This is a genomic window from Streptomyces desertarenae (assembly GCF_042681365.1).
GTDB lineage: Bacteria > Actinomycetota > Actinomycetes > Streptomycetales > Streptomycetaceae > Streptomyces > Streptomyces desertarenae.
The window spans coordinates 81,009-93,646 of record NZ_JBHUFU010000014.1 but is presented as its reverse complement, the minus strand read 5'-3'; the positions used below and the strand labels follow the sequence as shown (position 1 = coordinate 93,646).

Annotated in this window: 15 protein-coding genes; 10 read left to right on the top strand and 5 right to left on the bottom strand. The window is 74.9% G+C overall.

Annotated elements, in window-relative coordinates; translation table 11 throughout:
- Window positions 1–16 precede the first annotated feature (16 nt).
- The 3 genes from ACFSJS_RS21825 (at window position 17) to ACFSJS_RS21815 (ending at window position 3,025) form a co-directional block, all read left to right on the top strand.
- Window positions 17–1,666 carry an FAD-dependent oxidoreductase gene (locus tag ACFSJS_RS21825; protein WP_380903016.1) on the top strand — a complete coding sequence of 550 codons (1,650 nt, stop codon included), beginning with the start codon at window positions 17–19 and terminating at the stop codon, window positions 1,664–1,666.
- Between the two features lie 103 nt (window positions 1,667–1,769).
- On the top strand, window positions 1,770–2,453 hold the full coding sequence (locus ACFSJS_RS21820; RefSeq protein WP_380903014.1) for a hypothetical protein: 684 nt from the start codon (window positions 1,770–1,772) through the stop codon (window positions 2,451–2,453).
- A 59-nt stretch (window positions 2,454–2,512) separates the two neighbouring features.
- Complete coding sequence (locus tag ACFSJS_RS21815) at window positions 2,513–3,025, top strand: GNAT family N-acetyltransferase (RefSeq protein WP_380903012.1); 513 nt, start codon at window positions 2,513–2,515, stop codon at window positions 3,023–3,025.
- 40 nt (window positions 3,026–3,065) lie between these two features.
- On the opposite strand, the gene ACFSJS_RS21810 is transcribed toward ACFSJS_RS21815, so the two are convergent.
- Window positions 3,066–3,206, bottom strand: a complete 141-nt coding sequence (locus ACFSJS_RS21810; RefSeq protein WP_380903010.1) for a DUF6126 family protein — start codon at window positions 3,204–3,206, stop codon at window positions 3,066–3,068.
- Window positions 3,196–3,855 (bottom strand): helix-turn-helix domain-containing protein, encoded by a 660-nt coding sequence (locus ACFSJS_RS21805; protein ID WP_380903008.1) that lies wholly within the window; start codon window positions 3,853–3,855, stop codon window positions 3,196–3,198. The genes ACFSJS_RS21810 and ACFSJS_RS21805 overlap by 11 nt, the downstream gene beginning before the upstream one ends.
- A gap of 283 nt (window positions 3,856–4,138) precedes the next feature.
- On the opposite strand from ACFSJS_RS21805, the gene ACFSJS_RS21800 reads away from it, so the two are divergent.
- Both ACFSJS_RS21800 and ACFSJS_RS21795 read left to right on the top strand, forming a co-directional pair.
- Entirely contained in the window at window positions 4,139–4,282 is a 144-nt protein-coding gene (locus ACFSJS_RS21800; RefSeq protein WP_380903006.1) for a hypothetical protein, read from the top strand.
- 164 nt (window positions 4,283–4,446) lie between these two features.
- On the top strand, window positions 4,447–4,623 hold the full coding sequence (locus ACFSJS_RS21795) for a hypothetical protein (protein ID WP_380903004.1): 177 nt from the start codon (window positions 4,447–4,449) through the stop codon (window positions 4,621–4,623).
- A 95-nt stretch (window positions 4,624–4,718) separates the two neighbouring features.
- Here ACFSJS_RS21795 and ACFSJS_RS21790 read toward each other — a convergent pair whose 3' ends face one another.
- Window positions 4,719–5,513: an SDR family NAD(P)-dependent oxidoreductase gene (locus tag ACFSJS_RS21790; protein WP_380903002.1), complete on the bottom strand. Its 795-nt coding sequence runs from the start codon at window positions 5,511–5,513 to the stop codon at window positions 4,719–4,721.
- A gap of 263 nt (window positions 5,514–5,776) precedes the next feature.
- The gene (locus ACFSJS_RS21785) at window positions 5,777–6,988 is read right to left on the bottom strand and encodes an MFS transporter (protein ID WP_380903000.1); all 1,212 of its coding nucleotides are present in this window, start codon (window positions 6,986–6,988) and stop codon (window positions 5,777–5,779) included.
- Window positions 6,989–7,265: 277 nt separating this feature from the next.
- Here ACFSJS_RS21785 and ACFSJS_RS21780 point away from each other — a divergent pair, with 277 nt between their 5' ends.
- The gene (locus ACFSJS_RS21780) at window positions 7,266–8,078 is read left to right on the top strand and encodes an SAM-dependent methyltransferase (protein WP_380902998.1); all 813 of its coding nucleotides are present in this window, start codon (window positions 7,266–7,268) and stop codon (window positions 8,076–8,078) included.
- Between the two features lie 73 nt (window positions 8,079–8,151).
- Here ACFSJS_RS21780 and ACFSJS_RS21775 read toward each other — a convergent pair whose 3' ends face one another.
- Window positions 8,152–8,610 carry a DUF3515 family protein gene (locus tag ACFSJS_RS21775; protein ID WP_380902996.1) on the bottom strand — a complete coding sequence of 153 codons (459 nt, stop codon included), beginning with the start codon at window positions 8,608–8,610 and terminating at the stop codon, window positions 8,152–8,154.
- A gap of 241 nt (window positions 8,611–8,851) precedes the next feature.
- Here ACFSJS_RS21775 and ACFSJS_RS21770 point away from each other — a divergent pair, with 241 nt between their 5' ends.
- The 4 genes from ACFSJS_RS21770 to ACFSJS_RS21755 all read left to right on the top strand — a co-directional run bounded on the left by ACFSJS_RS21770 (window position 8,852) and on the right by ACFSJS_RS21755 (window position 12,590).
- On the top strand, window positions 8,852–9,517 hold the full coding sequence (locus ACFSJS_RS21770) for a TetR/AcrR family transcriptional regulator (protein ID WP_380902994.1): 666 nt from the start codon (window positions 8,852–8,854) through the stop codon (window positions 9,515–9,517).
- 148 nt (window positions 9,518–9,665) lie between these two features.
- Window positions 9,666–10,880, top strand: a complete 1,215-nt coding sequence (locus ACFSJS_RS21765; protein ID WP_380902992.1) for a cytochrome P450 — start codon at window positions 9,666–9,668, stop codon at window positions 10,878–10,880.
- Window positions 10,881–10,963: 83 nt separating this feature from the next.
- Window positions 10,964–11,164 (top strand): ferredoxin, encoded by a 201-nt coding sequence (locus ACFSJS_RS21760; RefSeq protein ID WP_380902990.1) that lies wholly within the window; start codon window positions 10,964–10,966, stop codon window positions 11,162–11,164.
- Window positions 11,165–11,366: 202 nt separating this feature from the next.
- The gene (locus ACFSJS_RS21755; protein ID WP_380902988.1) at window positions 11,367–12,590 is read left to right on the top strand and encodes a cytochrome P450; all 1,224 of its coding nucleotides are present in this window, start codon (window positions 11,367–11,369) and stop codon (window positions 12,588–12,590) included.
- Window positions 12,591–12,638: the final 48 nt, after the last annotated feature.

Below are 12,638 nucleotides of genomic sequence, written 5' to 3'. Positions count from 1 at the left end.
CGGGGCCGGCCGCGACATGACCTACGTCATCACCCAGAACTGCTGCAGCGACGCCTCCTGCGTCGCCGTCTGCCCCGTCAACTGCATCCACCCGACTCCGGAGGAACGCGCCCCCGGCGGGACGGAGATGCTGTACATCGACCCGAGGACCTGCATCGACTGCGGTGCCTGCGCGGACGCCTGCCCGGTGGACGCGGTGCTCCCCGCGGACGCCCTCCCCGACGCGCAGAAGGAGTACGCCGCCGTCAACGCGGCGTACTTCGAGGGCAGGGAGCCCGGGTCCGCCGGCGGCGGACCGACCTTCCACGCGTGGGGGAAGCCGGTGTTCGACCGCGTCCTGCCCTCCGACTTCGCGCCGCTCCGGGTGGCCGTCGTGGGCACCGGGCCGGCCGGCATGTACACCGCCGAGGACCTGCTGCTGCACACCAACGCCGAGGTGACCCTCATCGACCGGACACCGGCGGCCGGCGGCCTGGTGCGGTACGGCGTGGCGCCGGACCACCCCGGGACCAGGAAGGTGGGCGACACCTTCGCGCGGCTGCACGCACACCCGAGGGTGCGGATGTACCTGAACCTGGAGGTGGGCCGGGACGTCACCCCGCAGGAGCTCGCCGCACACCACGACGCGGTCGTCTACGCCGTGGGGGCCTGTGCCGACCGCCGCCTGGGCATCCCCGGGGAGGACCTGCCCGGAAGCATCTCCGCCACCACGTTCGTGGCCTGGTACAACGCCCACCCGGAGGTCGCTGCGGACGCGGTGGACCTGTCCGCCGAGCGGGTGGCCGTGGTCGGCAGCGGCAACGTCGCCCTCGACGTCGCCCGGATCCTGGCGACCGGCCCGGAGGCACTGGCCGGCACCGACATCGCCGACCACGCGCTCGCGGCGCTGCGGGCCGGCGCGGTGCGGGAGGTGGTGCTCCTCGGGCGCCGCGGCCCCGAGGACGCGGCGTACACCGGGCCCGAACTGCTCGCCCTCAGGCACCTGCCCGGCGTGGACCTGGTGGTGGACGACCACGATCCGCGGATCGGCGCCCGCATCGACGGGGCCGGCCCCGGGGACAGGGCCGCGGTGCTGCGGGGCGTCGCCCGGCGCGGCGTCGACTGGGCCCGCCCGCCCGCGCCCGGGCGGCGCATCGTGCTCCGCTTCCACTCCGCGCCCGCCGAGGTGCTCGGTGACGGCAGGGTCCGCGCGGTGCGCACGACGGGGGCCGCGGGGGAGCGGGAGATACCGGTCGGCGCGGTACTGCGGGCGATCGGCCACCGCGGGACGCCGTTGGCCGGCCTGCCCTTCGACGAGGCCACCGGGACCGTTCCGCACGAGGCCGGACGGGTGGCCGGGCGGCCGGGGACGTACGTCGCGGGCTGGATCAAGCGAGGTCCCTCGGGCGGCATCGGAGCCAACCGCGCCTGCGCCGCCGAGACCGTCGGCACCCTGCTCCGCGACGCGCTCGACGGCGCCCTGTCCGCGCCGGAGCACGGACCGAGGGCGTTCCACCGCCTGGTGCGCCGCCGCAACCGCCGTCTGGTCGACGCCCGCGGCATGGCCGCGATCGACCGCACCGAGCTGGCGCGCGGCCGCCGGGAGGGCCGGCCGCGCGCCCGGCTGGCCACCGTCGGCGAACTGGTGGCGGCGGCGAGGGCCGGCCGCCGGCTCCCTCTCCGCTGACCGCCCCGGGCCGGGGACCGGGGTGATGTCTGTACAGGTCCGGCGGCGGGCGCTACCGTCGGCCTCGCCGTGTCCGCGGGGGGCTTCCCACTGGAGTGAACCGATGCGTCGAACCGTGCTCGTGACGGCCGTGGCCTGCTTATGCCTCGTGCCGCTGACCGGATGCGGAGCGGGTGACGAGGCCGCCGCGCCGGGCGCCTCCGCCTCCGCCTCCGCCGGCGCCCCGCGGGAGGCCGCGCCCTCCGGTTCGGCGCCGGCCGGGCCCGCGCCGGTGCGGACGGGGGAGACCTTCGCCTGGCCCGACGGCCTGGAGGCGACGGCGACCGTGCTGGGGCGGCTGCGCCCGGCGGAGCGGACGGACGTCCGCGCCGGGGTGGTGGCCGAGGAGCGGCTGGCCCGGGCGCGCGAGGAGCTGCTGGGCGGGCGCAGCGAGCCGATGGGCCTGGAGGTGACGCTGACCAACACCGGCGACGCCCCCGTCGACCTGGACGGCGTGGAACTTCAGTGGGTGGGGGTCGAAGTGGGAGGCATGGCCCGGAAGGCCGCCGACGACGGGGCCTTCACCGGTGAGCTCGCCCCGGGACGGAGCGCGACGGAGCTGAGCGCCTGGGCCGTGCCGGACATGGTGGCCGTCGGCTACCAGGTGCTCGTCTGGCCCCACGGACCCCGGAAGGGCACCGCCGGGCAGTTCTCCGGCACCGTGCCGGGCGCCTCCGTCCGCTCGCCGGAGGACGGGCACCACGGGCACACCGGCTCCACCGGGCACTCGGACCACGGCGGCCACTGAGCCGCGTCCCGCGCCGGGCACGGGACGGCGGGGGACGCGGTCGCGTACCGTTTCCGGGCATGACCGCGCTGCACGGAACCTCCGTCGTCCTCCGCCCCACCGTCTTGGAGGACGTTCCCGCCCTGGCCGCCATCCGGGCCGCACCCGAGGTGCGCACGTGGTGGAGGGGCGGGGACGACCTCGCGGCGGACCTCGTGGCGGACCTGGAGGATCCGGAGCTCCACCTCCTGACGATCCTCCACCGCGAGCGGATCGCCGGCATGGTCCAGTGGTACGCCGAGAAGGAGCCGGACTACCGGCACGCGGGCATCGACATCTTCCTCGACCCCTCGGTGCACGGCGGCGGCCTGGGCACCGACGCCGTCCGCACGCTGGCCCGCCACCTCGTCGAGGACCACGGCCACCACCGCCTGGTCATAGATCCGGCGGCCGGCAACGCCGCGGCGATCCGCTGCTACGAGAAGGTCGGTTTCCGCCCGGTCGGCACCATGCGGCAGTACGAGCGCGGCGCGGACGGGACCTGGCACGACGGCCTCCTGATGGACCTCCTGGCCGCCGAACTGGAGCGCTGAGGACGCGGCCGCGCCGCGCGGTGGGGGAGCCCTGCCGGGGCTACTCGGCCCCCAGGGCGAACAACAGGTAGAGGAAGAACGCGAAGACGTGGCCCGCCACGACGTAGGCGAACAGGCGCAGGGCCAGTCCGCGGGGGAAGCGGCCTTCGCCGCGCTCGACGCCGGTGTCTTCACTCGGCATGGTTCTCACCTTCGAAGGGGTCGGTGTGCCGTCCGGCGCCCCGGGGGGCCGGGTGCTCCCCACCCAGGCACAGCTCGCCGGTGGGGCTCTGCAGCAGTGTGTGGACGAAGAGCAGGTCGGCTCCCCCCGGCGGCACGGCGGTGATCCGGTGGGGAGTGAGGCTGTCGTAGTGGGCCGAGTCGCCCGGGGAGAGGAGGTGCTCGCGCTCTCCCAGGACCAGCCTGAGGCGGCCGGCGAGGACGTACAGCCACTCCTCGCCGGCGTGGGTCCGCACCAGGTCGTTCTGGGAGGCGGGCGGGACGTGCACCCGCAGGGCCTGCATGGCCCGCCTCGGCCCGCCGGCCTGCCGGTACAGCCAGCCGCCGGCTTCGACCGCCTCCACGCGCTCGCCCCGGATGACGCGGTCCCGCTCGGGCGGCGCCTCGCCCAGCAGGTCCGAGACCGTGGTGCCGTAGGCGCGGGCGAGCGCCAGCAGCAGCGGCAGTGACGGCTGCCGCTGTCCGGTCTCCAGGCGGGACAGGTGCGCGGGGGACAGGTCGAGCCGCCGGGCGGCCGCCTCCAGGGTGAGGCCGCTGCGCCTGCGCAGGTCGCGCAGCTGTGGCGCGATACTGGGCAGGTCCGCGCTCGTGTCGGGGGATGCTCGTCCCATGCCCCCATTGAGCCATGGTCATGTCTCTGAGGCAATTTTCTTGCCTTAGAGGCAAAAACCGGTCCGTCCCGGCGCCGGGCGGCCGACTCCTCCGCCCCGCCGTCACCGGGACTGCGGGCGCCCTCTAAGCCGCGGCGCGGTCCCGCATGGCCTTCTGCCGCCGAAGATCGCTCGGACGGGGGACATGCGGCATCTTCCGGCCAGGGGGCGGGAAGCCACTTCGCGACCGATCACCGCAGCACTTGGGGATGCCAAGTGCCCTCTGGGAAAGGCCCGTTGACCCATGCGCCGCTTCACCGCAGTCCTGTTCGGCACGCTGGCGTTCCTCGCCGCCCTCACCGCCCCCGCCGCCGCGGTGGGCATCGACCCGAGCGCGCTGGCGCCGGCTGCCGACATCACCTTCGAAGGGGCCGGACTCACCCTCTGAGCCGGTACGGCGGCCGTCCGCGCTCGGCCCGGCCGGGCCGAGCGCGGACGGCCGCGGCCCGTTCCCCCGGCGGTGCGGGGGAGTTCGGTGACCGCTCGGGGATGCGGGGCACACGCTGTTCACCACACCGAAAGGCACCGAAAGGCACCGAAAGGGGGGCCTCCATGCCGGGCATCGTGGCGGCCGTGCTGTTCTTCACCGCGTTCCTGGTCAACGCCGCGGGACTGGCGACGAACGACGTCTTCTCGTCCACCAACCTCATGCTCCTCGGGCTGGGACTGACGGCCCTGCACGTGACGGGGGTCGGGAGCGGCCGGATGGCCCGGGGCCGCCGGCACTGACGTGCGGACGCGGCGCCGCGTCCGCACGGGCCGGAGCCGTCCCGTCGCGCCCCGGTCCCGCGCCGCCGGCCGAGGGCGGCACGCCGGCCCGGCGGTCAGGGCAGGATGGCGTCGACGTACCCCCCGTCGACCCGCAGGGCGCCGCCCGTGGTCGCGGACGCCAGGTCCGAGCTGAGGTACACGACCATGTTGGCGATCTCCTCGGGTTCGATCAGCCGCTGCAGCAGCGACTGCGGGCGGTGCTCCCGCATGAAGACCCGCTGCGCCTCGTCCCAGGGCAGGTCGCGGTCGACCAGCTCGTACACGAAGTCCTCCACACCGCCGGTGCGGGTGGGGCCGGCGATGACCGAGTTCACGGTGACGCCGGTCCCCGCGGCCTGCTTGGCGAAGCCGCGGCCGACGGCGAGCAGGGCGGTCTTCGACATGCCGTAGTGGATCATCTCGGCGGGGATCGCGACCGCCGAGTCGCTGGCGATGTACTGGACGCGGCCCCACCCCCGCTCCATCATCCCCGGCAGGTACAGGCGGGTGAGGCGGACGGCGGCGAGCACGTTCACCTCGAAGTAGCGGCGCCACTCGTCGTCGGGGATGTCCAGCGCGTCCCTGGCGCCGAAGACGCCGAGGTTGTTGACGAGGACGTCCACGTCCGGCAGAACCTCCCGGATGCGGGCGGCGCCCTCCTCGGTGGCGACGTCGGCCGCCGCCGCGACGAAGTCGCCGTCCGGCACGTCGGTCCGGAGCCGCCCGATGGACTCCTCGACCCTGGCCCGGTCGCGTCCGTTGACCCCCACCCGGGCGCCCGCCCGCGCGAGTCCGGCCGCGATCGCGGCTCCGATGCCCTGGGTGGAACCCGTGACTAGGGCCGTCCGTCCTGTGAGATCGAGGCGCATTCCTCTTCCTTCCGCCGTGTGGTCGGGTTGCGGTGGCCGCCGTCCGTGCCGCCACGCCCACTCCTTCTCCCCGCGGGCCCCCGTCATGCCCGCGGGCGCGGCGGGGCCGATGCCGCGGTGGCCGGCCTCCCCGTCCGGGACACGGGGACGCCGAGTCCGGGCCGGGGGCCCGGCGCCGTTGCCGGGCGTGAGGTGGGGACGGCGGCCGTGGCGGGACGCTCTCCGGACGGACCGTCCGGTGGCGGGTGCGGGCCCGGGCCGGGTCAGCGGCGGACCGCCGCCGGTGCGGGGGCGGTGGGCCCGCCCGTTGCCGCGACGCGCCCGGGCCGCCGGGTGCGGCGGTCGAGGAAGGCCGCCAGGAGGGACAGCAGCAGCGCGGTCCCGGACAGCAGCGCACCGACCCAGTTCGGCGAGGTGTAGCCGAACCCGGCGGCGATGACGGTGCCGCCGAGCCAGGCGGCGAGCGCGTTGCCGAGGTTGAAGGCGCCGATGTTGGCGGCGGAGGCCAGGGTGGGAGCCGCCGACGCCTGGTCGAGCACCCGCTTCTGCAGCGGGGGGACCGTCGCGAAGCCCAGCGTGCCGACGAGCGTCAGCGTGACCGCGGCGAGGACCTTGTCGTGCGCGGTGGCGGTGAACAGGAGCAGCACGAGGGTGAGGGCGCCCAGAGCGGTGAACAGCAGGGGCATCAGGGCGCGGTCGGCGAGCCTTCCGCCGAGCAGGTTGCCGGCGAACATGCCGGCCCCGAACAGGACGAGCAGCCAGGTGACCGCCCCCGTGCCGTAACCGGCGACCTCGGTCATCATCGGGGCGATGTAGGTGATGGCGGCGAAGACACCGCCGTACCCCAGGACGGTCATCGCCATGGCGAGCCAGACCTGGACGTTGCGGAAGGCGGCGAACTCGGACCGGACGTCCGCCCCCCGGGGCCTGCCGGCCTCGGGCACCAGGGCGGCCACCCCGAGCAGTCCGACGACGCCCAGCGCGGCCACCAGGAAGAAGGTGACCCGCCAGCCGGCGGCCTGGCCGATGTGGGTGCCCAGCGGCACGCCGACGACGTTCGCCGCGGTGAGGCCCATGAACATCAGGGAGATGGCGGACGCCTTCTTCCCGGGGGCGACCAGGCCGGCGGCGACCACCGAGCCGATGCCGAAGAAGGCGCCGTGGGCCAGCGAGGCGACGACGCGTCCGGCGAGCATGACGCCGAAGGCGGGAGCGGCCGCCGAGAGCACGTTGCCCGCGATGAACAGGCCCATGAGCAGCATGAGCATCTTCTTGCGGGACACCCTGGTGCCCAGGACGGTCAGCAGGGGCGCGCCGAACAGCACGCCGAGCGCGTAGCCCGTGACCAACCAGCCCGCGGTGGGGATCGAGACGCCGAAGTCCTCCGCGACCTCGGGCAGCACGCCCATGATCACGAATTCGGTGGTGCCGATCCCGAAGGCTCCCAGGGCCAGGGCCAGCAGAGCGAGAGGCATGGGGTGGAACCTTCCAAAGTCATTGCTTGAAAACTTTACAGGCGAGGACAATAATTGCAGACGCACTATAAGTGCAAGCGGACGATGAATCGGAGGCCGGGTGGCGTCGTGTGCAAGCAATCGGCCGCATCCGTCGGCGGGACCGTCGGCGCCGATGCGCTGACGCGAGGGGGCGGACGTGGCAGGCTGCTGTCCGGGGCCGGCCGCGCGAGGACCGCTGCATCCGCTCGCAGCACCCCCGGGCCGGCATCGTCAACCTCACCACCAGGGAGCCCCGATGGCCGAGGACGTGCCCGCAGCGGGCGGGACGCCGCCCAGGACCGACACCTCCGTGCCGCACTCGGCGCGGGTGTGGAACTACTGGCTGGGCGGCAAGGACTACTACCCGGCCGACAAACGGGCCGGCGACGCCTACCGCGAGGTGTTCCCCGGGATCGAGCTGCTGGCCAGGGCCTCCCGCGGCTTCCTGGTCCGCTCCATCCGCCACATGGCCGGCGAGGCGGGCCTCCGGCAGTTCCTGGACGTCGGCACCGGACTGCCCACGGCCGACAACACCCACCAGGTCGCCCAGCGCGTCGCGCCGGAGTCCCGGGTGGTCTACGTCGACCACGACCCGCTGGTCCTCGCCCACGCCCGCGCGCTGCTGACCTCCACGCCCCAGGGCGCCACCGCCTACGTCGACGCCGACCTGCGCCATCCCGACACGGTCCTGGCCGAGGCCGCCCGCACCCTGGACCTGGAGCAGCCGGTCGGGCTGATCTTCAGCGGGACGCTGGGGCACATCCCCGACTACGACGAGGCCCGCTCGATCGTGCGCCGCCTGCTGGCCGCGCTGCCGTCGGGCAGCTTCCTGTCCCTCAACGAGGGGGCCGACACCTACGAGGCCGCCAACCGGGCGCAGGAGGCCTACAACAGCAGCGGGGCGATCCCCTACGTCCTGCGCCCGGTGGAGCAGATCGCGGGGTTCTTCGACGGCCTGGAGCTGGTCGAACCCGGCCTGGTGCCGTGCCCGTACTGGCGGCCCGACCGGGAGCCCGCGGGAGACCCCGCGGAAGAGGTGAACCACGGGGCCGTCGGCCGCAAGCCCTAGCCCCGGGGGCGCGGGCCGGGGCCCCGCCGTGCGGCGCCGCGCCGGGTCGCCGCGGGGCGTCCGGAGGCGTCCGTCAGGACGGCTGCGCGGGCAGTGCGTCCTGCATGTCGAGGCACTTCGCCTGCTGGGGGATGTCCCGCAGCGAGCGGTTCAGGGCGACCAGCACGCCCCCGTCCAGCCCGTCCCCGCCCTCGACCGTCACCTCGACGGCGGGGGTGCGGCCGTAGGTGGTGAGGACCCGGGTGCCTCCCCCGTCCCCCCCGGCCTCGTCCAGCACCCAGTCCACGCCGTCGACGTTCAGGCAGAGGTGGGTCGTGGGCGCCAGGGGTTCGACGCCGCACCGCAGGACGATCGAGGCGTCCCCCCACGCGGCGGCCCCCGCCCCGCTCACCCGGTCGCGGTCCCTCCCCAGCAGGGTCTCGGGAGCGGCGGAGACGACCTTCGCGCACCGGGGGTCGTCGGCGAAGGGTCCGGGGGGCACCGAGTGCCCGGGGGCCAGCAGGAGGTACCCGGCACCGGCGGCGGCCGACACTCCCACAGCGCACGACCCGTAGAGGAGGAGGGCTCTTCTTCCCCGCGACCTGAAGCGCATCGGACCAACTTACCTGGAGGTGGAGACTTCGGGACCGACGCCCGGAGCGGCCTACACGGGCCGTCCGGGCCCCCGCAGGAGAGGTTAGTCCACCCGGGAGAGCGGGCCGCGGCCCGGGCGGCCCCGCCGCCGGCCGCGCCGGGGTTCCCGTGCCGGAGGGCCCGTACAGCACGCCTGTACGATGGCGGTCGTGGCGACCAGAGTCGGCAGGACCCCGCGGGCCGAGCAGGTCGGCGCCACCCGGCAGCAGATCCTCACCACGGCGGAGCGGCTTTTCGCGGAGCAGGGGCTCTACGCGGTGTCCAACCGCCAGATCAGCGCGGCCGCGGGGCAGGGCAACAACACCGCCGTCGGCTACCACTTCGGGACCAAGGCCGACCTCGTGCGGGCGATCGTGCGCAGGCACACCGGACACATCGAGGCGCTGCGCCAGGAGATGGCCGCCGCCGTCGAGGGCTCGCGGGAAGTGCGGGACTGGATCGCCTGCCTGGTCCGCCCGTTCACCGCGCACCTGGATTCGCTCGGCGGCCCCACCTGGTTCGCCCGGTTCGGGGCCCAGGTCATGACCGATCCGGCGTTCCGGGGGATCATGGCCGAGGAGGCCCTGGCCACGCCCACGCTGGGGCGGGTGCTCGACGGGTTCCACCGCTGCCCGCCGGACCTGCCGGAGGACGTCCGCGCCGAGCGCGGCGACATGGTCCGCACCCTGCTGGTGCACGTGTGCGCCGAGCGCGAGCGCGCCCTCGCCGAGGGCGCCGCCACCCCCAAGGCCACGTGGGACGAGGTCGCCGACGGCCTCGTCGACGCCCTCACGGGCCTGTGGACCGCGCCGGTCGCCCGCCCGTGAGGGGGCCCGGTGCGGCCACCGCACCGGGATCCGGCCGACTCCTCGCGGCGGTTCCTCGCGACCGTCGATTTTAAGTCAGTCGCTTGACTCAAGTCGCGGGAGCCGATTGGCTGGCGCAGGGGGACGCAGACCGACTCGAGGAGGCCCGGTGGCACGCGGCGACACCGAACCGGTGATCGACTACCCTCTTTCCGCCCCGGCGGCGCTGGACGCCCCGGAGGAGTGGACCGAACTGCGGCGCACCCGCCCGGTGGCCCGGGTCAGACTGCCCAGCGGTGACGAGGCGTCGCTGCTGACCCGCTACGAGGACGTCAGGCAGGTCCTGGCCGACCCCCGGTTCCGCCGCCACCTCGACGCCCCCGACGCTGCCCGGGTGACGGCCAACGAGTCCGGCGGCGTGTTCAGCGGGGCGCTGGCCGGGCCGATGAGCGCGGAGACCCACCGGCAGTGGCGGCGCATGGTCGGCAGGTGGTTCACCGCCCGGCGGATGACCGCCCTGCGCCCGGAGCTGGAGGCGGCGGCCGAGCGGCTGACCGACGCCATGGTCGACGGCGGCGCCCCCGCCGACCTGCGCCGGGAGCTGGGCTTCCCGTTCCCGGTGTGGGTCATCTGCGTCATGCTCGGCGTGCCCGGGGAGGACCGGGAGAAGTTCTCGTACTGGTCCGACACCCTGCTCAGCCTGACCCGGTACCCGCAGGCCGAGATCGACGCCGCGCAGGCGGAGTTCCGCGCCTACATGTCGCGGCACATCGCCGGGGTCCGCGAGAACCCCGGCGACGACCTGATCAGCGCGCTGATCTCCGCCGCCGCCGAGGCGGACGGCGCCATGCCCGACGAGGCGCTGCTGTCGACCGCGCAGGGCCTGCTGGTCGCCGGCCACGAGACCACCGCCAACATGATCGGCAAGATGATCGGGATGCTGCTGGCGGACCGGCGGCGCTGGGAGGCGCTGCTCGCCGACCGGTCGCTGGTGCGCACGGCCGTCGAGGAGGCCCTGCGCATGGACGCCGACGCCGGGTTCGGCATCCCCCGCTACATCACCGAGGACGTCCGGGTCGGGCAGGAGGTGATCCCGCGCGGCACGACCGTGGTGTGCAGCCTCTCCGCGGCCAACCGCGACGAGAGCGCCTTCGCCGGCGCGGACGGGATGGACCTGGGCCGCGCCCCCAACACCCACCTGGCCTTCGGGGCCGGTGCCCACGCCTGCCTGGGCCAGGCACTGGCCCGCACCGAGCTGCAGGTCGTCCTGGAGGTGCTGCTGCGCAGGCTCCCCGGGCTGGAGCTCGCGGTGCCCGCCGGGGAGCTGCAGCGGGTGGAAGGCCTCGTCGTGGGCGGACTGCGCGCGCTGCCGGTGCGCTGGTAGCGGCGGGAGACGCGGACGGACCGGGGCGGGCGGCCGCCGCCGGCGCACGGCAGGGGAAACGAGACACCGAGGAGTTGTGGGACATGAAGATCACCGTCGACCAGGACAAGTGCTGCGGCGCAGGCTCCTGCGTGCTGTCCGCACCGGACGTGTTCGACCAGCGTGACGAGGACGGCGTGGTGGTCCTGCTGGACCCGGCCCCCGCCGAGCACCTGCACGCCGCGGTCCAGGAGGCCGCCGACGTCTGCCCGGCCGCCGCGATCGCGCTGAGCGAACCGGAGTGAGCACACCCGCGGGCGGCACCGCCGGAACGCCCGGCCGGACCGCACCCCGGCCGCGGCGGCACCGGCGGCACCGCCCCGTGCGGCAGTACGGCCCCGCGCAGGCGCGCCGGCCGCGGCGGACGCGGAGACGGCGGCCCCCGACGACACGCTCCCGGCACCTCCACCGGGGCGTTCCCCCACCGGCACCACCGGAAGGACGACCATGACCCGTACGCCGGACCCTGCCGTCGGGAGCACGGCCGAGGCGCCCGAGTACCCCATGCCCAGGGCCCGGGGGTGCCCCTTCGACCCGCCTCCGGAGCTGCGCGACCTCCAGCGGGAGACACCGCTGACACGGGTGCGGCTGTGGGACGGCAGCACCCCGTGGCTGGTCACCCGCTACGCCGACCAGCGCGCCGTGCTCGCCGACCGCCGCGTCAGCGCCGACATGACCCACCCCGCCTACCCGCGCCAGGCCCCGGCCGGCGAGGGCTCCTTGAGCTTCATCGGCATGGACGACCCCGAGCACGCCCGGCTGCGGCGCATGGTCGGGGCCGCCTTCGCGGTGAAGAGGGTCGAGGCGATGCGGCCGATGGTGCAGCGGATCGTCGACGACGCGGTCGACGCGCTGCTCGGCGGACCGAACCCGGTGGACTTCGTGGAGGCGTTCGCACTGCCGGTCCCGTCGCTGGTCATCTGCGAACTGCTCGGCGTCCCCTACGCGGACCACGCCTTCTTCCAGGACAACAGCAGGACGATCATCAACCGCGACACCACCCCGGCGCAGCGGGACGAGGCGTTCGGGCGGCTCGCCGGGTACCTGGGCGGTCTCGTCGCCGCCAAGCTGGAGGACCCCGGCGACGACCTGCTCTCCGGGCTCGCGCGGAGGGTCGGGGCCGGGGAGCTGACGGCCCGCCAGGCCACCGAGACGGCCGTACTGCTGCTCGTCGCCGGGCACGAGACCACCGCCAACATGATCGCGCTCAGCACACTGCTCCTGCTGCGCCACCCCGGCCAACTGGCCCTGCTGCGCGACGCCGACGACCCCGCCGTGGCGACCCGCGCCGTCGAGGAGATGCTGCGCTACCTCACCATCACCCACGGCGGACGCCGCCGCGTCGCGCTGGAGGACATGGAGGTCGCCGGGCGGAAGGTGCGCGCCGGCGAGGGCCTGGTGCTGCCCAACGAGATCGCCAACCGCGACCCCGACGTCTTCCCCGACCCCGACCGCCTCGACATCACCCGCGAGGCGCGCCACCACATCGCGTTCGGCTTCGGCGTCCACCAGTGCCTCGGCCAGCCCCTCGCCCGGCTGGAGCTGGAGATCGTCTACCGCACCCTCTACCGCCGCGTCCCCGGGCTGAGGCCGGCGGCGGACCTCGGGGAGATCCCGTTCAAACACGACGGGTTCGTCTACGGCGTCCACGCGCTGCCGGTCGCCTGGTAGCCGCCCCGGACCGGACGGGGGGACCGCCGGGGTCGCGGGCCCGTCGCT

Bases quoted from the DNA above. Each gene is read 5' to 3' on its own strand.
- ACFSJS_RS21770 (WP_380902994.1), top strand. From the start codon at position 8,852: ATGGCGGTCGTGGCGACCAGAGTCGGCAGGACCCCGCGGGCCGAGCAG.
- ACFSJS_RS21780 (WP_380902998.1), top strand. From the start codon at position 7,266: ATGGCCGAGGACGTGCCCGCAGCGGGCGGGACGCCGCCCAGGACCGAC.
- ACFSJS_RS21815 (WP_380903012.1), top strand. From the start codon at position 2,513: ATGACCGCGCTGCACGGAACCTCCGTCGTCCTCCGCCCCACCGTCTTG.
- ACFSJS_RS21785 (WP_380903000.1), bottom strand. From the start codon at position 6,988: ATGCCTCTCGCTCTGCTGGCCCTGGCCCTGGGAGCCTTCGGGATCGGC.
- ACFSJS_RS21800 (WP_380903006.1), top strand. From the start codon at position 4,139: ATGCGCCGCTTCACCGCAGTCCTGTTCGGCACGCTGGCGTTCCTCGCC.
- ACFSJS_RS21755 (WP_380902988.1), top strand. From the start codon at position 11,367: ATGACCCGTACGCCGGACCCTGCCGTCGGGAGCACGGCCGAGGCGCCC.
- ACFSJS_RS21790 (WP_380903002.1), bottom strand. From the start codon at position 5,513: ATGCGCCTCGATCTCACAGGACGGACGGCCCTAGTCACGGGTTCCACC.
- ACFSJS_RS21825 (WP_380903016.1), top strand. From the start codon at position 17: ATGACCTACGTCATCACCCAGAACTGCTGCAGCGACGCCTCCTGCGTC.
- ACFSJS_RS21760 (WP_380902990.1), top strand. From the start codon at position 10,964: ATGAAGATCACCGTCGACCAGGACAAGTGCTGCGGCGCAGGCTCCTGC.
- ACFSJS_RS21810 (WP_380903010.1), bottom strand. From the start codon at position 3,206: ATGCCGAGTGAAGACACCGGCGTCGAGCGCGGCGAAGGCCGCTTCCCC.
- ACFSJS_RS21805 (WP_380903008.1), bottom strand. From the start codon at position 3,855: ATGGGACGAGCATCCCCCGACACGAGCGCGGACCTGCCCAGTATCGCG.
- ACFSJS_RS21795 (WP_380903004.1), top strand. From the start codon at position 4,447: ATGCCGGGCATCGTGGCGGCCGTGCTGTTCTTCACCGCGTTCCTGGTC.
- ACFSJS_RS21820 (WP_380903014.1), top strand. From the start codon at position 1,770: ATGCGTCGAACCGTGCTCGTGACGGCCGTGGCCTGCTTATGCCTCGTG.